This is a genomic window from Arsenophonus symbiont of Ornithomya chloropus (genome assembly GCF_964026495.1).
GTDB lineage: Bacteria > Pseudomonadota > Gammaproteobacteria > Enterobacterales > Enterobacteriaceae > Arsenophonus.
Map to the genome: position 1 here is coordinate 392,790 of NZ_OZ032148.1, position 23,607 is coordinate 416,396.

A 23,607-nucleotide genomic window follows, 5' to 3' on the forward strand; every position below is an offset into this window, starting at 1 on the left:
GTAAAATAACTATTATAGTTTAAAATAAACATAGTGTGAAATTTTAATATTAAATAAATGCTAACTTTAAGTAAATATGATTTTTTAAGATAAAAATACATCATTTTATGTAAATTTTTCTCAATATCATTTTAACTAATTATGTTTTAACTAAATTTAAGATTAATATTTTTAATTATGTAGTTTTTTAAAACTTTTATTTCTTTTAATTATTGTTAAATTTTAATATTAAAATATTAATTTTTTATTAGTTATTTGGTATATTAATAATATTGTAATATTATATTGTAGTTATATATCAGAAAATATAGCATAAATACTAAAATTTAAAATAAAATATAGATGATTAAGATATATATCAAAAATATGTTTTTTAAGATATTGATATTTTTGTAGATTTATATAAATTTATGATTAGAAAAAATTGTTAATTTTTACATTTAACATATTTTTTATAAAGATATGTAATTTTTATTAAAAAATAAAAAAAGATTATATTTTTGTAAAATTTATAACATATAATAAGTTAATATTTAACATTGTATAAATGTTTTTTATATATTTTTAAAGAGCAATATTATTTATTAATTAATTAGTTATAAATTTATAATTGTGATCTCTAATGCTTTTAAAAAAATATTTAAAATAAAAATCAAATTTTTAATATTAGTAAATAAATTATTTGTAATGCAATAAAAAACAGAAATGTTAAAAAATAAATTAATAAGAGAAAAAACTTTGAAATATAAAAATTTAAATCTTAATAAATTTTGTTCTTATTTTAATTTGATACGTCTTAATAAACCTGTAGGTATTTTTCTTTTGTTATGGCCTACTTATTGGGCACTATGGTTATCTAATCGTGGATTACCAGATTTTTATATTTTGTTCATTTTCACTACTGGTGTGTTTTTGATGCGTTCTGCTGGTTGTGTTGTTAATGATTATGTTGATAGAAAGTTTGATGCTTATGTTACTCGAACTAAAAAACGTCCATTAGTAAACTGTAGTATAAGTATACGAGAAGCAAAAAATATTTTTTTTTGTTGATTATTTCTTCTTTTTTATTAGTTTTGACTTTGAATAAGAAAACAATTGTGTTATCTGTTTTTGGTTTACTATTAACTGTAATTTATCCTTTTTTTAAACAATTTAGTTATTTTCCTCAAATAATATTAGGGATTACATTTGGTTGGTCAATTCCGATGGTTTATTCAGCGGTTATTAATTCTTTTCCTTTAGAATGTTGGTTGTTATTTTTAGTAAATATTATTTGGTCTGTTATTTATGATACTCAATATGCAATGGTTGATCGTAATGATGATATAAAAATTGGTATAAAATCAACGGCAATTATTTTTGGAAGATTTGATAAATTAATTATTTTTATTTTACAAATATCTATGTTGTTGATATTATTTTATATGAAATATCAAATAAATTTAGGTATAACTTATTCTATAAGTTTAATATTAATGTTGGGTATTTTTGTTTATCAACAAATATTAATAGTTAATCGCCAGCCAATCTTATGTTTTAAAGCATTCATGAGTAATAATTATGTCGGTTTGCTATTATTTATCGGTATTTTCTTAAATTTTTAACACTTTTACAATGTGTTATTTGAAATTTTATTTACACTTTCAATGGTAAAACGTACTGCAGTAGATATTAATTTGATAATAATATGATATATTAATTTTGAATTTAATATAATAATCATATTACCTTCCTTATTAATATAACCTTGTTTTTTTAAAGTATTGAGCAGAGTTGAAAAACTTATTTTATCAAAAAATTCTAATGTATTAATGCCATGTAAGATAGAAATATATTTAGCAAGTATATAAGTTTCTTTTTCTAAAATTGTTCGACTAATTTTATGTGTTTTATTAAGTAACGCAAGTGTAATAGCGTAGCGTGCTAATATTTCTTTTATATTTGCCGCTAATAGTTGTAAAGTAAATATATTTTTTTTATTAATATTTATACAATCTTTATTTTTAAATATTAACTGTTGACGTATTAATTCATCTATTAGAATTTCAATTATATCAGATAATTCTTCAAGATTATATTTAATAAAAAATTCCGCTTTTACAAAAGGATAAACAAGTTTTATTTGACGATAAATTTCATTTAAATGAATATGATTATTATGTAATATAATATTAGCTAATAAAGCGGGTAAGATTAGTAAATGTGTGATATTATTTCTGTAGTAAGTCATTATTACTATATTTTTTTTTGGTATTAAGATAATATCATCTATTTTATTTTTCTCAATTATAATTTTTTTTAATTTTAATGCTTCATCTACAAGAAAATCAGCAGTATTTTTAGGCATCGTACTTTCATTGCTATAAGGAACATTTTTAAAAAGTTCTAAATAAAATTGAATTTGTTTAAGAAGTTGTTTTTTTGTTAACACACCTTCTTTAGAAGCTAATAAAGCTGTAGCACATAAATTGATTGAATTAACAGCAGTTGCATTATTAATGCTCACCATAATGTTATGAGCTAGTTTTGTTACAGCTGAATTTAGCCATATTGGACGTTGTGTTTGAATGATATTTGAAGATTGATGCCATTTTGGAATAAATTTGTTTAAATAGTTTTTTAGTTTAATAGGTTGACCAAAATTTACATAACTTTTTCCAAGTTTTCGTAATTTGAATAAACTTTTAAATATCGTGAATAAATTTTCTTTTTCTTTTTTTGCACCTTGTAGTTCTTTGATGTAGCTACCCACTTCCAATACATGATCGTAACCTATGTAAATTGGAACAATAGTAATTGGATGTATATCTTCTCTTAGCATTGCTTGTATAGTCATGGAAAGCGTACCTGTTTTTGGTGCTAGTAACCGACCAGTTCGAGAGCGTCCTCCTTCAATAAAATATTCAATTGAGTAACCACGCGAAAATAATTCACTAAGATATTCACGAAATATATTAGAATATAATTTATTTCCATTAAATGAACGACGAATAAAAAAAGCACCTAAGTGACGAAAAATTTGTCCAATAGGCCAAAAATTAAGATTTGAACCTGCAGCGATATGAGGAGGAACTAAACCTTGATGATATAGTACATAAGAAAGCAATAAATAATCCATATGACTACGATGACATGGAATATATACAATTTCATTAACATCTTGTGCTAATTGACGTACACGTTCAGCATGTTGTACAGTAATACCTTGATAGAGTCTATTCCATGTCCAACTTAATATACGATCGGTAATACGGATTGCTTCATAGGAAAAATTGGCAGCAATTTCTTCCATTATATTAATCGCATTTTTTTTTGCTTTTTTAAGTGAAATTCTCTTTATTTTTGCTTCATCTTCAATAGATTTTTCAATTATTTTTAATTTTAATAGTTTATCAAATAAATTATTTTTTATAGGTAGTTTAGGGCCAACGGCTGCTAATCTTTGTCTTAAATAATAAATACGAGCTACTCGAATAAGTTTCTTGACTATAAATTTATCATTGCCATGTTCATAAACCATTTTTCTTAAAAAAATACTAGGAGAAAATTGGACAAAACTATCACGTCCTAACCATATAATGGATAAAAATTTTTGAATTCCATGAAGAAAATGTAAGGAAGATTTTTTGAAATGAGCTTCACGACCAGGTGCTCTTCCAAACATTACTGATACAGGTAGTAATTGAATATTTAATTCTGGATTATGAAAATGAAGATCAAGGTAAGCAATAAATGTTTTTATTGATTTTTTTTGGTTTGATGTATAGTAACGAAATATTTTTGGTTTATCATCAATAAATAAGCAAGCAGGTAATTTTATTTTATTTATTGTAATAGGATGCAGGGGGTCAGGTAAACCTATAGAAAAACATTGTTGTCGTAATGTTAACAAATCTGTTTTTGAATAATATGGTAACACATATAAAAAAGAATGTGTCGTATCAAGATTCAGATCTTTGATTGGATCTGGCGGTATTAGTTTACTTTTTACAAGAAATTTTATTGCTAAATATAATAAATTATAGTGAATTTTGTACCAAAATGACATATATTAGCTATGGCCTCTTATTTAAATTCTACATAAGTATATCATAAATAAGAATTTTAATCTTTTTTTGAATATATTTATGCTAAATTTATGAAGTATTATAAAAAATTAAATGTGATATTTAATATTTTTTAAAAATTGAAGAATTTAATCTCAAAAGATTTTTAGTAACTTTAGCAAGTTTAGATTATATTTGTATATTATTAATTTACATATATCATAAATTTTATATTATGAATCATAAGTTAATAAATTCAGATTTGCTTAATTTTATTTTTAGTTAGTAAATCAGTTAAGTATTTTATAACCTTTTAAATAATGAAATGCTATAAAATCTATTTTTAAAAATTCTACATTTTTGATACAATTATTACTAATTTAATTTACTAATTTAATTAAGTAACGCATTTTTATTAATGTAAAAATTACATTTAAATTTAAATTATCTTGTATCTTAAATATTATAAATTATTCTAAATTTAGATATATTAATTATATACGTATTTACTAATACTAAGAGTAAAAAGAATAGAAATAAAACTTTATATTGATTGAATAATTTTTTATTTTTACGTTATGGTTATGATTTTTATTTTAAGAGTATTTTTTTAAAAAATTTAAATTTTTAACATTACATAAGTATTATTTTGTGTTTTTAATTATGGTTCTTTGAAAATTCTGATTAACCTTATTTTTAAAATAATTTTTTTAATTAAAATCTTAATATTTTAGTGTATATATTTCAAATAAAATATTAGCATCTAATATTTATTATTTTTTTCGAATATTTTTATTTAAACAGTAATTTTTATTTGCAATAAATCGTTAGAGGTTTAGTACTTTCTTTTAAAAACTAAGGAGAAGCAATTTATACTATAATATATAAAATATAATTTATTTGTAAAGTACTTTTACATGTAATGTAAAAAAAATTTACTATCGTTTTGTGCTAAATGTTTAATAATTTTTTAAAATTATATGCTATGTATATAGCAAATAGTATTGCTTTTTGTAATAAAAATCTAAAAATACTTTTTAAATAAATGTTTATAAGATTTTTTTATAAAAAAATATATATATTTTAATAAATTATTTTTTGAAAATAATTTTTATGAGTTTATTTAAACTTTAAATTCTATAGATTATTGATTATAAAATAATAATTATTTTTTATGGATTGGATAATTTTAATAATAAATTATAATAATAATTTTTAATATTTCAAATTATGAATTTTTATTATATACTGTATTATGATATATATAAAATTTAAATTGAAATATAAACTATTATATATTTAGGTAAAATTATATCAAATATTTTTAATGATTATTAGCATAATTTGTATTAATTTATGTTTATTAAAATATCATATATTTATAGATGAAATTTATTAATAATTATTTGTTATATTTTTTTAAATGATATAATAAAAAATTTCATATAATAATTAAATATCAAAAAATGTAATTTTTAATTAACTAAAATATTTTCAATTAAGTTTAAAAATCTATATTCATTATATGAATTTATTTTTGATTATATTCATTTTTAAAGTAATGAGTATCGTATCACTATTTTGATGTAAGTTTGAAATTTAATTTCTTGAAATTATAGAATCATAAATTTAGAATATAAGAGATTTTTTATTCTTTGAATTGATAAAGCAAGCAGATTATGTTCTCTTTTGGAGTTTTTATCATGAATGAGAGAGTAAATTGGCAACCAAATATATCTATTAATAATTTATTAAAAAGATCTAAAATTATTAATGAAATTAGACGGTTTTTCATTGATCGTGGTGTAGTAGAAGTTGAAACACCTGTATTAAGTAAATTTACAGTAACCGATGTTCACCTTTTTCCTTTTGAAACTCAATTTATTGCTCCTTTTATTAATGATAATATTAAAATGTATATGATCACAAGTCCAGAATATCATATGAAGCGTTTAATAGCTGCAGGTAGTGGACCAATATATCAAATGATAAAATCTTTTCGTAACAAAGAAAAAGGACGTTATCATAATCCAGAATTTACTATGTTGGAATGGTATAGACCAAATTATGATATGTATAGACTTATTGATGAAGTAGATGATTTGTTACAACAAATTTTAGACTGTGTACCTACAAATAGACTTTCATATCAACAAGTATTTCAACGTTATTTAAATTTTGATCCATTATCTCTAGAGTTAAACAAAAAAATATTATGTGATGCAGCATTCAAGTTAGGTCTAAGCAACGCATATAGAGAAAAAGATAAGGATATTTTGTTACAATTTTTGTTTACAATTGGGATTGAGCCTCATTTAGGAAAAGAAGAACCAACAGTTATTTATCATTTTCCTGCATCTCAAGCATCATTGGCTAAAATTAGTAAAGAAGACAATAGGGTTGCAGAACGTTTTGAAGTTTATTTTAAAGGTATCGAATTAGCTAATGGTTTTTGTGAATTAACTGATAAAGAAGAACATAAAAAACGTTTTGAAAATGATAATAATACTAGAAAAAATATTGGTTTACCTATACAACCAATAGATAAATATCTTTTAACTGCATTAGATCAAGTTATGCCTGATTGTTCTGGTGTAGCTTTAGGTATTGATCGACTACTTATGTTGGCTTTGAAAACAGAAAACATTACTGATGTTATGTCTTTTTCTATAGAACGTGCCTAAAATAATTTTACTAAATATAGAACTACTATTTCTTGATTTTATTTTTTTGAGTAAAATAATATGGAATTTAAATATAAATGTATAAAATAAAAGCACAAATAAAATATAAATGAGTTGTTAAAAAATAGTGTGTTCGGTTATGGTGTTATTTAAAAATAGATTAATTCATAAATTATTTTTTATGATAAATTTATAAAAATGTTAATAATATATTTTTTTATAAAACATAGTTGTTTGTGAATTATAATAATTATTATAGATAAATAGAAATTTTTTATATGCATAATATTAATTTAATGTATTAAAATTCTTTTTTTATCATCACAAATAATATTTAAAAAAATAATAATATTACAGTATAAGATATTATTAGTTAAAATATTTTTGCAATATTTCAAAATTTTTTAAAAAGTGGAAAAAATAATATATATTAAATATTTTTTAAAAAAGAGATAATATATTTTTTAATTAATTTAATTAGATATAAACAATAACATTACTTTTAATTATGATATATTGTAATTATGATATATTGTGTGACAATATTAATAGTAATATAATTAATAGTAATATATAAGATACTATTTTTTATTCTAATCATCATGTAATGTATCAAGAGATAAATATGTCGTCTTTTTTTTGTGATTTTAATCAAATTCTTGATATACAGGGTTTACGTTGTCCTGAATCAATGATGATGATAAGAAAAAAAATCCGTCAGATTCGTATAAATGAAAAATTATTTATTATTACTAATGATCCATCAGTAATTGTGGATATCCCAGCTTTTTGTCGTTTTATGCAGCATGATCTTATATTACAAGAAACTCAAAAATTACCATACTGTTATGTAATTTTAAAAAAAAATTAATATTTGTTTAATAGTGAATGCATATATTTTTTAATGAATTCTGATAAATATTTTTAGATGATAATATATTTTTTTTGTATTTAAAACCTTTTTTATTTTTTTTGTTTTTTATTTTAAATTATTATATTATTTTAATATGTATGATATTAATTTTATAATAATTCTAATACTAATTAGATTTTATATACAGCGCAATGCTTATTAAGTAGAAAAATGTTAATTTTTTATCTTATCATGAATTATCATATTTTAATTTTTATATAAAAATTATTGTTTTTTATAAAATAAAATTTGCTGAAAATAATCTTTGAATTATATTTTTAGGTTATTAGTTTATGTTTTATTAATGATTATTATAAAAAATTTTTTATTTATATAATTAAGATTAAAATATTTTTTTTGTTATTAATCTTTCTTAAAATAATTAATTTTTTATTCTAAAAAAATGTTTTTTGTATTAAAGAAAAATATGTTTTCAAAACATGATTTTTTTTCAGATGGTAATTAATTTAATTACAAATTTGTAGTTTATTTTTAATTTTGATTGTTTATTATAGAAAATTGCTAGTTTTATTTTTTCATAAATGTTTTTTATTTTTATTAATAATCTATTCAAAAATAAATATTTATTTCTAAAACTAAAAAAATATGTTTTTTAAATTATTTTGTACAATTTTTTTTTAAAAAATATTAATTACGTATGTAAAGATAATAATCTACTTTACCTGATTGTTTTCTGCGATAAAGATTCCAGTTACTAGGTAATATATTTAAATTAGTTTTTGTTGCTACTTCAATATATATCCAACTATTTTTAGCTAACCAACCATTTATTTCTAATAACCATACTGTTTTTTCTAATAAATTTTTATAAAAAGGTGGGTCAAGGAAAACAATATTATAGGTTTTTCCTTTTTTTGATAAATAATCTATTGTGTTATTTTTAATCACTTTTGCATTTTTTATTTCTAATGTATTTAAATTTTTTATTAATTGAATAAAAATATTAGATTTTAATTCAATTAAAGTTACTGAATCAGCATAATGAGAAAGTGCTTCAATAGCTAGAGCTCCACTACCGGAAAAACAGTCAAGACAATGCGATTTTTTGATAACAGGTCTTAACCAATTAAACAGAGTTTCTCTAATTTTATTTTTAGTTGGTCGTAAATCTTGACTATCTAAAACAGAAAGCATACGACCTTTCCATTTTCCACCAATGATGCGAATACCTTTTAATTTATGATGTTTTTTTTTCATTTTTTTATATCTATATTATATGTAAATTCTTGAATTAGATCACATGTTCAATTTTTTATAGAAATATTAATTTATTTTAAAATAGAAATATTAATTTATTGTAAATTTGATATTTTTTGCAATATATTGTGTAATTAAATTCAGTAATATACTAAAATTATATTTTTTGATAAATAAGATATTTAATTAAATACTATTTCTTAGTAAAATAAAAATTTTTGATTTAAAAATTATGAAAAAAAATGAATAAATACATAAAATTATAAAATATTTTTTCTGTTAAAATTTATATTAAAAAATAACAAATTTGATAATAAAAATACTAATATTAAATTTATTTAGAAATAGAGTAATTTATTTGAAGCAATTAATTAAAAAATATAAAAATTAAATTAAATAATTTTTATATTAAAAATAAATAGTACTAATAAAAGTCGGGGATCAATTTTGATTCAGTGGTATATTAATATGAATAACATGTATAAATTAAAATTTTTTAATAAATAATATTAATTTTATATAAAATTTAAAAATGCCTTATTGTGAATCACAAAAAATAATTAAGATTTTAATTTAGTGAATTAACCATTTTTTATTTTCTGTTGATTACTTTGTCAAAATTTTTTAAAAAAGTATTAACATATTTTTTTATTTTTCAAAATTTTAGATGAGATGTAGGATAAATTATTTTTGCAATTATTTATTTAATTGGGTATTAAGATGATAGATATGTTATATTTAGATACTATTAGTTATTAACATAATAAAATTTTTTAGTAGTACAATTGAAGAATAAAGTATATAAAAATTTGATCGATCAGCATTTTATAAAAATATTACTTATTTTAGATTTAAATACAGATCAAATTAAAATTGATAAAACTATTTTTTATGAATAAATATAAAGGAAATAATTTTAATAAAAATCGATATTTAAGAAAAAAGTAGTAATAGTTTTTTGATCAATTTAAAATTTTAGTTTTTATTTTGAAATTAGTACAAAAATATTGATGTTTTATGGTTGTTTTTTATTATTTCAGTAATAGCTATTTCTATATTAGAATATGTTTAATTGGTTATTCTAAACTAGAATATGTTTAATTGGTTATTGTAAACCAAAAATGTTTTCATCATGGATTGCTATATTATTAACATATCTTAGCTGTTATTATTTTTTGTTTAAAAATTATTTCTATTTTGCGATTTGAAAAAATGTAAAGTCTTTTTTATTTCAATAGATTAGTATTTTTGAAGAGTGTAGTTTTTATCTTATTAAAATATTTTATATCGTTAATTAATTTTATCGTTATTGCTTATGAATATGTGTTTTAGCTTTTTTTTATGTGATATCAGATAAGTTTTCTTTTAGAAGATATTTTTCAATTTCATTAATAACCAAATGATTAAAAAATGAAAAACAATTTTCAGATAAGATTTTTTAATAAATAACATAACAATATACTATATTATTGATATATGAAAAAAGATAATTTATATGTTATTTTATCTAAAGGTTATTATACGGTAATTGTTAGAATTAAAGCAATTTTATTTAAATTTTATTTAATAATTTTGATAATTATTTATGATTTTTTAGCCTTACTACAAGTATTATCTAATTTTAAATTTAAGTAAAGAAATAATAAGAGCTATAGATTATAATAGTGGTTAAAAATTTTATTACTAGAGATTTAATATGAAGATTGCCAGAATATCTTAGAGAAAAAGTGGTGTTTATTTTAATTAAATAAATTATTAAATATGTTTTATTAACCCTCAGGAAGATTATTGTAAGAATAATTTTTATTATAATGTCTATAATATTATTTTTTGTCTGTTATTTCTTTCTTTATACGTTATTTGAGCAACTATTTTGTAAAAATGATAATGAATAATTAAGAAATATTATTTATGTTAATTATTCGTCAGAAAAATTAATAATTCTATTTTATAATTAGCTAAATTTTATGTTTAGATTTATTTAAAAAAAATCTTATATCAGTTATGAAAATTATCATATTGATCATTGATTTTAAAATTTAAATTATTGATAAATATTTGAAATAAAATCATCAAAGTTTTAGGAATTAAAGAAATTATTAAAATAATGATTGTTTATTTTTTCTGTATTCATTAATTAAATTAATGAAATCTTATTTTAAGATATATGATTCTTAAAGTATTTTCATTAGTTAGTGATAATATAAAATTCAATATTTTTTAATTAAAGATTTAGTATATAGAAAATCTGGAGATATTTTTATTTTTTTCATTTTAAAATAGTGTATAATAAAAATTATTTTAAACTTTATTATATATAATATTTTTTAAATTCTTGAGTGTTAGAAGTTTTTAATATATTAAAATATATCATAGTGCTATTTGCAACGCATTTTCATCATTTTTCTTTTAATAAAATAAAATATTATTAATATTTTTATAATGATAATAATTTTTTTAATAACATCATCGATTATTACCACTTAATTATTAAAGTATTGTATAGTGAAGTGATAATTATTAATGTTTTTTTCTATTGTAAATTATTATTTCATCTTATGAATTTAACTAATTTATGATAAATTTACTAATTTTTGATTTTTATTTGATAATATAAAATTTAAAATATTTAATATATATTATGTATTTGATTTTACATATATGGTATATAAAAAAACTTAAAAGAATTATTTTGACTTATTGATTTTATTAAATTTTAAAGAGGATATCAATGACAAAAGATATGCAATCATTGGCATTAATTCCACAAGGTAGTATTGAAGCTTATGTAAGATTAGCTAATGCTTATCCTATATTGACGGCAGCAGAAGAAAAAAAATATGCTAAAAAACTATATTATTATGGTGATTTAAACGCAGCTAAAAAACTTATACTTTCTCATTTACGATTTGTAATACATATAGCACGTAATTATTCTGGTTATGGTTTGCCACAGGCAGATCTTATTCAAGAAGGTAATATTGGATTAATGAAAGCTGTTCGTCGATTTAATCCCGATATTGGTGTACGATTAGTTTCTTTTGTGATTCATTGGATTAAAGCTGAAATTCATGAATATGTGTTACGTAATTGGAGAATAGTTAAAGTAGCAACTACTAAAGCACAACGTAAACTATTTTTTAATTTGCGTAAAAATAAAACAAGAATTGGTTGGTTTAATCAAAATGAAGTCAATATTCTTGCACAAGAATTAGGGGTAAGTAGTAAAGATGTTCGTGAAATGGAATCAAGGATGTCTGCACAAGATATGGCATTAGATATAAATAATGAACATGATAATTCTGAGCACGCTATTTTTGCACCTGCTTTATATTTGCAAGATAAATCTTCTGATTTTGCTGATAGTATTGAAGAAGATAATTGGGAAAATTATGCTACTGATAAATTAATGCAGGCATTGAGTACCTTAGATCGACGCAGTCAAAATATTATTCGTGCACGTTGGCTTGATGAAGAAAACAAGATTACTTTACAAGATTTAGCAGATAAATACAGTGTATCTGCAGAACGCATACGACAATTAGAAAAAAATGCAATGAAAAAAATTCGATTAGTTTTAGAAACTTAGAAAAGACATTTTTCTATAATTTTATAGTTCTATATAATTATCAATTAATTCCATATTTCTTTATTTTTGTACGTAAGGTCCTACGATTTATGCTTTTTAATATTAATACAGCTCTTGTTTGCTCCTTTCGAGGATATTTCATGATTATATCTAATAATAGTTTTTAAAATTTAGAAAAAATAATTTATATGGGTTGTCTATATTCTGATGATTAAGTTGCAAAAATTTAAAGTGTCTTTTAATTAACATTGCTTAGTAGTTTTTGATGTTTATGTTTTGCTAATTTTTTACCTAATCTTAATATTTTTAATAAATGCAAATTTTTGCATTATTCTAACATAGTTCTGTTGTTTTTTTTAAAATGTTATATAGGAAAGTATATTTACTATATCAATATTAATGTTTTTTTGTGTTTTTTTTTATAAAATATTTTTTAAAACTTTTTTTTATTGGTAATTTTTTATTCTTTTTTTTAAGATTTTTGTATATGTGATATAGAGTATTTCATATAAAAAGATATTTACATTTTTCTTTTGAAAAGAAAAATAATTTACTGATTAATATCTAAAAAGAAGAGTTAGTGCTACTATTTTTTATTTATAAACTGTTTTTTCTTAAAAAGATTGTTTTTTTTGATAATTTGTAATGATTTTTTCGATAAATTAATTATTTAATTTATTTTTTAATATTTTTAGGTATTTTTGCTTATTTTTTTATAATTATAAATTTTAAGATAGAAGTGTCAGTTTATTGTAATAGTATGATTATTTTTTAGTTAAAAATCATGTTTTATAAAAAAAATTTTTATATATAAATCACTAAAAATGTTATTTGTTTGTTTGATTATAAGATTATTGTATTATTTTTAAGATAGTAATAGTAATAAAATTGGAGATAAAAATAAAACTTGTATTTTTAATATTAATTAATGTTATTAGAATTATAATTAAAAATTGAATTTTTTAAGTTTTTTATTTTTAATCACATTAAAATTAATATTTTATTTATTGTTATTGGAAACTATGCTATATATTTACAATATTACAATAAAAATTTATCATTTATCATAGTTTGTTAGATTATAAAACAAAAATTATACTAATATAATATGAGTAATAAAAAACTTTATTTAGTATATCCAATAAGAATTATTATGTTAAATATAATTAATTTTTGGTAGGATAAAAAAGAAAGATTTTGAATCTTTCATATTTTAAAAAAATTATAAATTATAAAATTATAAGTGTATCATAATATAAAGTAATACAAGAATTGTTATCATTATCAAAATAATTTAAAAAATATTGTATATTAATATTTGACATTTTGGTAATTTTTTTATAAAAAATAAATTTCTTAATAGAAAAGATAGTTGTGATAATGATTATAAATTTATAATATTATTTTAAATAATCTACAATGATATTTTACAAATATAAAATATCTCGAGTAATTATTTACATTTGATTTCTTATTTTATACCTTAAAAGTATATAAGAAAAGTATTAGCATGAAGATAAAAGATATAAAAAATAATAATGAAAATTGAATTTGTATTTTATCAATTTAGAATAAAAATGATAAATTTTTTGTGTTTTTCATCATTTTATGTTTTGAGTTTTTATATTAATTATTAATAATGTTTTTTAAAATATATATAAAAAATATTTTGTATAAAAAATAATAGTACATTTTTTCTTAATTTTATAGAAAAATATCAAATAAATTTTAAAAATGTATTTATGCAAAATTATTGATTTTCTAAATAATGAATGTTAGTTCCACCTTTTAAAAAATTATTATCATTCATGATTTTTTGTTGTGCTTCTATGTTAGTTTTAATTCCATGAATAATTAATTCAGATAAAGCATTTTTCATGCGTAGAATAGCAATTTCACGATTTTCTCCATAAGTGATTAATTTTCCAATCATAGAATCATAATAAGGTGGTACTGTATAACCTGCATAAATATGTGATTCCCAACGTATACCCAATCCACCAGGAATATGTAGTCGTATAATTTTACCGGGACTTGGTAAAAAAGTTTTTGCATCTTCTGCATTAATTCGACATTCTATCGAATGTCCATGAATTTCAATATCTTTTTGTTTTATAGATAATGGTAAACCAGAAGCAATTCTTATTTGTTCTTTGATAAGATCAATACCTGTAATCATTTCAGTAATAGTATGTTCAACTTGAATTCTAGTATTCATTTCAATAAAGTAAAATTCTTTATTTTCATATAGAAATTCAAATGTTCCAGCACCACGATAATCAATATCAAGACAAGCTTTCACACAACATTCACCAATATTTTTTTTTATATCAATTTGAATATCTGGTGCAGGTGCTTCTTCAATGACTTTTTGATGACGACGTTGCATTGAACAATCACGTTCTGATAAATAAATTGCATTACCTTGTCCATCAGAAAGAACTTGGATTTCAATGTGTCGTGGATTTTGTAAAAATTTTTCTATATAAACCATACTATTATTAAAAGCTATTTTAGATTCAGCTTGTGTTAAGATAATTGCTTGTTCTAATTCATTTTCATTACGTACAATGCGCATACCACGACCACCACCCCCAGCTGATGCTTTAATAATTATAGGATAACCAATTTTTTGAGTAATATTTTTATTAATTTTTATATTTTCTCCTAAAGGTCCATTAGAACCGGGAATACAAGGAATACCTGCTTTTTTCATAACTTTAATAGCAGATAATTTATCACCCATAAGACGAATAGTTTCTGCTCTAGGACCAATAAATACAAAACCAGAACATTCTACTTTTTCAGCAAAATCAGCATTTTCAGATAAAAAACCATAGCCAGGATGAATAGCTTCTGCATCGGTAATTTCTGCAGCAGAAATTATTGCTGGGATATTCAGATAGCTTTCAGCTGATGCAGCGGGGCCTATACAAACAGTTTCATCAGCCAGTAATACATGTTTTAAATTGCGATCAACTACAGAATGTACTGCAACAGTTTGTATTTTTAATTCTTTACAAGCACGTAAAATACGTAAAGCGATTTCACCACGGTTAGCAATAACAATTTTTTTAAGCATAAAATGCCTCATTATTCGATGATAATTAATGGTTCATCAAATTCAACAGCTTCTCCATTCTTTACAAGAATTGCTTTTACTACACCTGATTTATCTGTTTCAATTTTATGCATCATTTTCATGGCTTCTACAATACATAAAGGATCACCTATTTTAACTATTTGTCCGATTTCAATGAATGGTTTTGTTGTTGGAGTTGGAGCTCTATAAAATGTACCTACCATTGGAGAACGAAGGATATAACCAGTAATTTCTGTTTTTTTTTCATTAATCTTTTCTATTTTTTTAGGTAACGTTTGATTAGGTGTAATCATATTTGTTGAAATTGGTTGATGTGTGATTGATGTTGCCATATATTCTTGTTGTGAATTTTCTGTAATTTTACGACTAATACGTACTGATTCTTCACCTTCTGAAATTTCTATTTCAGAGATATCAGATGCTTCAACAAGTTCAATTAATTTTCTGATTTTACGAATATCCATAAATTAATTCCATCTATTAATTTTTTATATTTTAAAATAAAATGAACGTAAATTTAAAATTTAAATTTTATCATATACAAAATATATCAAAAAAATTATGATATTTTTTATTAATTATTTTTTATATTATTGATTTTAAATAAGAATTTTACTGCAGATTCTAATGCAAAAATATAACCATCAGCATGAAATCCACAAATAATACCTTTTGCAATATCCGAAAAATAAGAATGATGTCTAAATTTTTCTCTTGAATAAATATTTGTAATATGAATTTCATAAAAAGGAATTTCAATGCTTAAAAGAGCATCTCTTAATGCAATACTAGTATGAGTAAACCCTGCTGGATTTATTATTATAAAATCGACTGTTTTTTTTGCATTATGAATGGTATCAATAAGTTTATGTTCAGCATTAGATTGAAAATGAGTTAATTTTATGCCTAATTTTTTTGCTTTTTTAAAAGTTTTTTTTATGATATCTTTTAATGTAATTTTGCCATATAATAATATTTCTCTTTTTCCAATCATATTTAAATTAGGACCATTTAATATTAAAATATGAAAATTATGTACCATTTTTATAGCTCCAGGTTAATTTTTAATAAATTTGATATATAAATATTTATAATTTATCATTATTCTTTATGAATGAGAATTATTCTTTATAAGAAATAGAGTGAGATCAAAAATATTTCTTCAAAATTAGGTAATTATTGTATTAACAAAAACAAAGTATTTAAAACATTAAATGTTTTTTATAATAAATGTAAGTTAAAATGTTATTTTTTTTTAAAATTTTATTTATGAAAATATTTTATAAATTTTAGATAAAAATATTTCATAAATTTTAGGAAGTTATTTATTAAAATGAATTTATAAAAATTATAGAATTTATGTATTAAACTATGATACAAATTAATATTTTCATATTTTTAATATATTATATAAATTTTTTATAAGTTATTTTTTCAAAAAAAATAATTAAAGAGAAGATTAAAATAATTGATAACAGTATTGTTTAATATTACTTTATTCTATAAAGTATATGTAACTTTAATACTATTTTTTTTTGTTAATAAATAAAAAATTATAATATTATTTAGTAAATATAAATATTTTTTTATTTTGATTTTTTACTATTTATATAATGGTTTATTAGATAAGTAAATTTTTTACAGTAATCAGATTTATAGAATTATAGTATTCGGATAAAAAATTTATAGAAAAAACAAAAATATAATAACTTTTGATAAATTTAAATATTTTTTATATTTTTGAAATAAGATATAATAATTATTAGTAATAATCATTGTAATAATAGAATATAATGTTATTTTATTTGTAAGCTTTGATTTTATTTATATTATAATTTAAGTTTCAATTCTGTTTTTTAAATAAATATTAATACTTTTTAAGTAATTTTATCTCAAAAATAACAATTTGAATTCATTGATGTAAAGTGAATTTATATCATTATTTTATTCATAATTCATAATTATTGTTTATATAATAAATTTTATATAAATTGATTTTAATGTTTTAAATATCATAATTGTTAATTATAAAATATTTTTATCAACAATTTTTATATGCAACAAGTATTAAATTTAAATTTTTTTGTATTTTTATATTATTCAAGATTTAGATATTTGTATAAGCAATAAATTTATTCTTGCAATTAATGTTTTTTATATTTTTGAGGTAATCAACAAAGTAGAAATATCTCATGTTTTTTATTTTTAGGATTATTTTTTGTTATGTTAAAAAAAATTCGAGGTATGTTTTCAAATGATTTATCTATTGATTTAGGTACTGCCAATACTCTTATTTATGTTAGAGGACAAGGTATTGTATTAAATGAACCATCAGTAGTTGCTATTCGTCAAGATCGAGTAGGTTCATCTAAAAGTGTTGCTGCAGTAGGTTATGAAGCAAAACAGATGTTAGGTCGTACACCAGGTAATATTGCGGCTATCCGTCCAATGAAAGATGGAGTAATTGCCGATTTTTATATTACTGAAAAAATGTTACAGTATTTTATAAAACAAGTGCATAGTAATAGTTTTATGCGACCTAGTCCACGTGTTTTAGTTTGTGTGCCTGTTGGAGCTACTCAAGTAGAACGACGTGCAATAAGAGAATCGGCACTTAGTGCAGGTGCAAGAGAAGTTTTTTTGATTGAAGAACCAATGTCAGCAGCAATTGGTGCCGGATTGCCTGTTTCAGAAGCAACAGGTTCTATGATTATTGATATTGGGGGGGGTACTACAGAAGTAGCTGTTATTTCATTAAATGGTGTTGTTTATTCAGCATCTGTACGTATTGGAGGTGATCGATTTGATGAAGCAATCATTAATTATGTTCGTCGTAATTATGGTTCATTAATAGGTGAAGCAACTGCTGAACGTATTAAACATGCAATTGGTTCGGCTTACGCAATAGATAAAATTGAAATTGAGGTACGTGGACGAAATTTAGCTGAAGGAGTACCACGTGGTTTTACTCTTAATTCAGATGAAATTCTTGAAGCATTTCAAGAACCTTTAAGTGGTATTGTTAGTGCTGTTATGTTGGCATTGGAACAATGTCCACCAGAATTAGCTTCTGATATTTCTGAAAGGGGTATGGTTTTAACTGGTGGTGGTGCATTATTACGTAATCTCGATCTTTTGTTAATAGAAGAAACGGGTATTCCTGTTATTCTTGCAGAAGATCCATTAACTTGTGTTGCACGTGGTGGTGGTAAAGCATTAGAAATGATTGATATGCATGGTGGTGATTTATTTAGTGACGATTAAAAATGTTATAAAAACTAATTGTTGATTATATTTTATATTTTATTTATTTTTCAATACCACTTCTTACTTTTTTGTTATAAATTAATGAAACCGATATTTATTAAAAGACTTTCCATAAAAATTCGTGTTATTATTGCACTTTTTTTTGCAACCGTAATCTTTTTTTGCGATCGTTCTAATACTTTTAATAAATTTCGTAGTTATTTAGAAATCCCACTTACTCCATTATATTTTTTAATTAATTTCCCCCGGGAATTTCTTGATAATATTTCAGATACATTTACAAAACAAAAACAGCTTCTTTTTGAAAATCATGCATTAAAAAAAGAAATATTACTTAAAAAAGCAGATAATTTATTATTTGAACAAATTAAAGAAGAAAATGCTAAATTACGTACACTTTTAGGTTCTCCTTTACGTCAACGTGAAAATATGATGGTAACACAAGTATTATCTGGTTTGCATACTCCTTATCGAGACCAAATTATGATTGATAAAGGTTTATATGATGATGTTTATGAAGGACAACCTGTAATTAGTGATAAAGGTGTTGTAGGTCAAGTAATTTCAGTTAGTCAATTTAATAGCCGTGTTTTATTAATTTGTGATATTACTCATGCATTACCTATACAAATATTGCGTAATGATATTCGTGTAATTGCAGCAGGTGCAGGATGTAGTGATGATCTTCAACTTGAACCTGTTCCTGATAATACTGATATACGAATTGGTGATGTGATAGTAACTTCTGGTTTAGGAGGTCGATTTCCAGAAGGCTATCCAGTAGCTATTGTTTCTTCTGTAAAATATGATTTTCAACGTGCTTATATGATTATTCGTGCAAAACCCAGTGCAGATTTACAAAGATTACGTTATCTTTTGTTGTTATTAGGAAGTTCTAATGAAGTTAATAATTCCTTATCAGCATCAGAAGCATATAAAGTTGCAAATGAGCCTTTAATAAATATTTTTCCTGATGTGTTTTCTAGTAAAAATGAAGTGATTGAAAAAGATATAATATTCAAAAATATAAAAGATAAAAAAATTAATCCTCCTTAATTAAGCAATAAAAATTATTTTCTTTAAAAAATATAAAAACAACCAGATGGAATGTAGAATGAATCAATACTGTGGTAACAGATCCTGGGTTATCTGGCTATCTTTTTTGGTTGCAATAATTTTAGAACAAATGCCTTGTCCAAAACAATTTATTTATTATAAACCAGCATGGTTAATATTAATTTTAATTTATTGGGTTATGGCTTTACCACATAGAATTAGTGTAGGTAGTGGATTTTTTTTAGGAATTGTAATGGATTTAATACAAGGCATAACTCTTGGGATACACGCATTAACTAATAGTATGATTTGTTATTTAGTATCCTATAAATATCAATTGTTCCGTAATATGGAAATGTGGCAACAATCATTTGTTATTTTTGGACTATCAGTGATCATGAATTTTACTATATTTTTAATAGAATTTTTTTCTTCTATCGTATTATTTCATCCTGAAATATTTTTGAATTGTTTAATAAATGGTGTTTTATGGCCTTGGATATTTGTATTTTTAAGAAAAGTTAGACGTCGATTTTTAATACGTTAAGTTAATTTATAAAAAAATGATTTTAATGATTTTAACAGATATTAACATAATTTTTAATAAATTTTAAATTAATGGTGGAATATTTTTTTGAAAATTATAAAAAAAATTTAATGTATAAAACAATTTTTTTAGTGTAGAAAATTTTTTTTGTAATAGTTAAAAAATAATATTTAAAGGTTTACTAAAAGTAAAAAAATATTATAAAAAGTAAAATTTATTTTTATATCATATAAATTTTTATATTTTTTGTATTTTATAAAATTATATCAAAATTTTATTTTTTATGTAGATTTTTATTTAAAAATACTTTGTATTATAAAATTAAATTATTAAATTAAAATTTAATAAAATAATGTTGGATTTACTTATATTATATATATTTTAATATTTTTATTTTTGGATATTTATGTTCATATTACCTATGAATTTATATGTGAATGTAAATTTTTTTAAAATTTCTTAAAACATCTCTTTTAAAAGATCAAATTCAATCATTTTTTAATCTAAAATAATTTCATGTTTTTATAATGCAAAATAAATTATTATTGTAAGAAATTTTTGCAGGAGATATTGAGTGAAACAATTAATTAAATTATTAGTATCTAAAATTAATGTTATAATACTAATATTTTTTTTATTTTTTATTGCATCACGTTTTTTTATTTTGCAAATGAATTTATATAAAAATCAATTTGAAGAAAATATTTATTTATTAACTGGTATCCCTCTAAAGATTAGAGATTTTAAAGTAAAATTAAACTTTTTGCAACCAAATTTTGTTTTATCAGATGTTGTGCTTTCTTCTGAAAAAATTAATATTCAAATCAAAAAAATAACATTTGTATTAGATATATGGCGTTTGCTATTTTCTTTTGATTTATTTTTTCATGAAATTGTTTTGTATCAATTGAATTTTGATTATTATAAACCTTTAAATCTTATTAGTAAAGCTGATTTTGATTATTTTAAATTAGATATTTTTAGTAACATTATTTTTAAGAAAATTTATTCTTTAATACTTAAAGATAGTTATATAAATTTTTTATCGCCTCTCTTAGAAAAGAAGACATTAAATATTCCAAAATTTATATGTTTAAATCAAAATGATCATTATTTAGCAGAAGGTATAATGAATTTTGATATTTTTAAAAAAAAATCAGATCAGAATATTATTCAAATTAAAATAAATTTTTGTCATAAAAATAACATAAACAAAGGAATGGTCTATTTACATGGTAATAAAATTAATTTATCTTCTTTTTTAAATTGTTGGATAGATAGTAAAATAAATTTAGAAAATTTAGTCTTTGGTTTTTCTAGTTGGATTGTAATTAAAAATAGTCGTATTGAAGATGGACAGATATATTTTGATAATGGAAGTGCAAATTGGAACTTAAATGCACAAAAACATGAAATATCTTTTAGAAATTTATATTTGAATATGAAACATCAAGAAAATCATTGGTTTTTTTGTATTCCACAATTAGAAAATTTGATAACTGATGAAAAAAAATGGCTTGAAGGCCAAGCTTCTTTTGTTTATTTTCCTAAGTTAAAAATTCATCAAGATCAAGATCATTGGCAAATACTACTGAATAATGTTGCATTAGAACAATTAAGATCTTTTTTTACTATTTTTTCTTGTTTTATGCCTGATTTTATCAAAAATTTAGAAAAATATCAAATAAAAGGAAAACTTGTTAGATTAGTATTAGATATTACACCTAAATATCCAGAAAAAACTTTAATTGATATTACTTGGAATGATATGAATTTAGTGGATATTAAAAATATATCTGCTATTAATCATTTTAGTGGATCATTTAAAGGGGGTTATCTAGGAGGTATATTTGTTTTTAATTTAAATAACAGTAAGATTAAATATAAATCAATATTTAAAACTCCGGTAAATATTTCTAGTGGACATGGAACAATTTTTTGGTCTAGAAAAAATAAATTAGATTTAATTTTAGGTAAAAATATAAACTTACAAGTAAAATCATTATGGATCAATGGTGATTTTCGTTATTTTGTAGAAAATAAAAACAAATCTATGTTAAGCCTTTTAGCTGGTGCAAAATTAAAAAATGTTGGTGATCTTTGGCATTATTTTCCTCAACCCTTTATAGGAAAAAAGTTAAATGATTATTTAAAAAAAACAATTATTTCTGGTTATGTAGATGAAGCATCTTTATTATTTCATGGGGACCCCCATAATTTTTCTTTTAAAGAAAATAATGGAGAATTTCAAATTTTTATACCTTTACGATCAGTTATTTTTCAATATCAACATAATTGGCCTAAAATTTTAAATTTAAATATTGATTTAAATTTTGAACGTAATAGATTAGATATATCTTCTAAGAAGATAAAATTAGGTAATATAGAAATATTAGATATTAGCGGATATATTACTAATTATGGTCATTCAAAATTATTGATAAGATCAAAATTTAATAGTGATGCAGAAGCATTACGAGATTATTTAATGTATACACCTATTAAAAATATTATTAAGATATTAAATGTAGTAAAAATACATGGTAAGTTTACTGGTCAATTAATGCTTTCTATCCCTCTTGCAGAATATTTCAATACTTTTATTATTAGTGGAAGAATAGGTTTTAATAAAAATAATATTCATATTTTTGATAAAAAAATTAAAAAATTAACGGGATATATTTATTTTAAAAATAGTAATTTTGAAAGTAAAAAGTTATGTGCAGAATGGTTTGGACAACCTGTAAATTTAACATTAAAAACAATGAAAACAAGCAAGAATTACTATATTAATATTAATTTTTCTAGTCATTGGCAAGCTGATAAAATATTTATTTTACCTCGATTTATTAAACGTTATTTATCTGGGATTACTACTTCATATGGAAAAGTATCTATTAATATTCCACTTTAAAATGATATTAACAAAAAATATCATAAGTTTTTTATGATTTCTTATACTATTGTTATTAAAATTTTGCAAATATTTTTGATAAATTATGATTATAATATGATATATACTTTTAATAAAACCGATTCATGCATAAAAATTATGCTAAATACTAAAAAATTAAAAAGTTTTCATATTTTGTAACCAATATTACTAAAAAACAAAATTCTGTTTTCTATAATATTAAATAAAAAAAATCATTTAAAATTTTTAAAAAAGATCTTAATAAATAAT

The 23,607-nt window shown here is 21.0% G+C and carries 12 protein-coding genes and 1 pseudogene; 8 read left to right on the forward strand and 5 right to left on the reverse strand.

Annotation, left to right across the window (positions count from 1 at the left end; translation table 11 throughout):
* Positions 1-705: 705 nt before the first annotated feature.
* A pseudogene (gene ubiA, locus ABNS14_RS01445) lies at positions 706-1,604 on the forward strand (4-hydroxybenzoate octaprenyltransferase).
* A gap of 5 nt (positions 1,605-1,609) precedes the next feature.
* On the opposite strand, the gene plsB reads toward ubiA, so the two are convergent.
* Entirely contained in the window at positions 1,610-4,048 is a 2,439-nt protein-coding gene (gene plsB / locus ABNS14_RS01450) for a glycerol-3-phosphate 1-O-acyltransferase PlsB (protein WP_348666596.1), read from the reverse strand.
* 1,701 nt (positions 4,049-5,749) lie between these two features.
* On the opposite strand from plsB, the gene epmA reads away from it, so the two are divergent.
* Together epmA and tusA are read left to right on the forward strand one after the other, a co-directional pair.
* Positions 5,750-6,730 (forward strand): elongation factor P--(R)-beta-lysine ligase, encoded by a 981-nt coding sequence (gene epmA / locus ABNS14_RS01455; RefSeq protein ID WP_348666597.1) that lies wholly within the window; start codon positions 5,750-5,752, stop codon positions 6,728-6,730.
* Positions 6,731-7,355: 625 nt separating this feature from the next.
* A complete protein-coding gene (gene tusA, locus ABNS14_RS01460) occupies positions 7,356-7,601 on the forward strand; it encodes a sulfurtransferase TusA (RefSeq protein WP_348666598.1) in 246 nt (81 codons plus the stop codon).
* A 690-nt stretch (positions 7,602-8,291) separates the two neighbouring features.
* Here the strand turns inward: tusA and rsmD are convergent.
* Positions 8,292-8,861, reverse strand: a complete 570-nt coding sequence (rsmD, locus tag ABNS14_RS01465; RefSeq protein WP_348666599.1) for a 16S rRNA (guanine(966)-N(2))-methyltransferase RsmD — start codon at positions 8,859-8,861, stop codon at positions 8,292-8,294.
* Positions 8,862-11,592: 2,731 nt separating this feature from the next.
* On the opposite strand from rsmD, the gene rpoH reads away from it, so the two are divergent.
* Entirely contained in the window at positions 11,593-12,450 is an 858-nt protein-coding gene (rpoH, locus tag ABNS14_RS01470) for an RNA polymerase sigma factor RpoH (RefSeq protein WP_348666600.1), read from the forward strand.
* Positions 12,451-14,200: 1,750 nt separating this feature from the next.
* Here rpoH and accC read toward each other — a convergent pair.
* From accC to aroQ, 3 genes are all read right to left on the reverse strand, one after another.
* Positions 14,201-15,532 (reverse strand): acetyl-CoA carboxylase biotin carboxylase subunit, encoded by a 1,332-nt coding sequence (accC, locus tag ABNS14_RS01480; protein WP_348666601.1) that lies wholly within the window; start codon positions 15,530-15,532, stop codon positions 14,201-14,203.
* A gap of 11 nt (positions 15,533-15,543) precedes the next feature.
* A complete protein-coding gene (gene accB / locus ABNS14_RS01485; protein ID WP_348666602.1) occupies positions 15,544-16,017 on the reverse strand; it encodes an acetyl-CoA carboxylase biotin carboxyl carrier protein in 474 nt (157 codons plus the stop codon).
* 110 nt (positions 16,018-16,127) lie between these two features.
* Entirely contained in the window at positions 16,128-16,595 is a 468-nt protein-coding gene (gene aroQ, locus ABNS14_RS01490; RefSeq protein WP_348666603.1) for a type II 3-dehydroquinate dehydratase, read from the reverse strand.
* Between the two features lie 1,181 nt (positions 16,596-17,776).
* Between aroQ and ABNS14_RS01495 the strand changes: the two genes are divergently transcribed.
* From ABNS14_RS01495 to ABNS14_RS01510, 4 genes are all read left to right on the forward strand, one after another.
* On the forward strand, positions 17,777-18,817 hold the full coding sequence (locus tag ABNS14_RS01495) for a rod shape-determining protein (protein WP_348666604.1): 1,041 nt from the start codon (positions 17,777-17,779) through the stop codon (positions 18,815-18,817).
* An 84-nt stretch (positions 18,818-18,901) separates the two neighbouring features.
* Positions 18,902-19,876 (forward strand): rod shape-determining protein MreC, encoded by a 975-nt coding sequence (gene mreC / locus ABNS14_RS01500; protein WP_348666605.1) that lies wholly within the window; start codon positions 18,902-18,904, stop codon positions 19,874-19,876.
* A gap of 58 nt (positions 19,877-19,934) precedes the next feature.
* Positions 19,935-20,423 (forward strand): rod shape-determining protein MreD, encoded by a 489-nt coding sequence (gene mreD, locus ABNS14_RS01505; RefSeq protein ID WP_348666606.1) that lies wholly within the window; start codon positions 19,935-19,937, stop codon positions 20,421-20,423.
* Between the two features lie 574 nt (positions 20,424-20,997).
* Complete coding sequence (locus ABNS14_RS01510; RefSeq protein WP_348666607.1) at positions 20,998-23,337, forward strand: DUF3971 domain-containing protein; 2,340 nt, start codon at positions 20,998-21,000, stop codon at positions 23,335-23,337.
* Positions 23,338-23,607 lie beyond the last annotated feature (270 nt).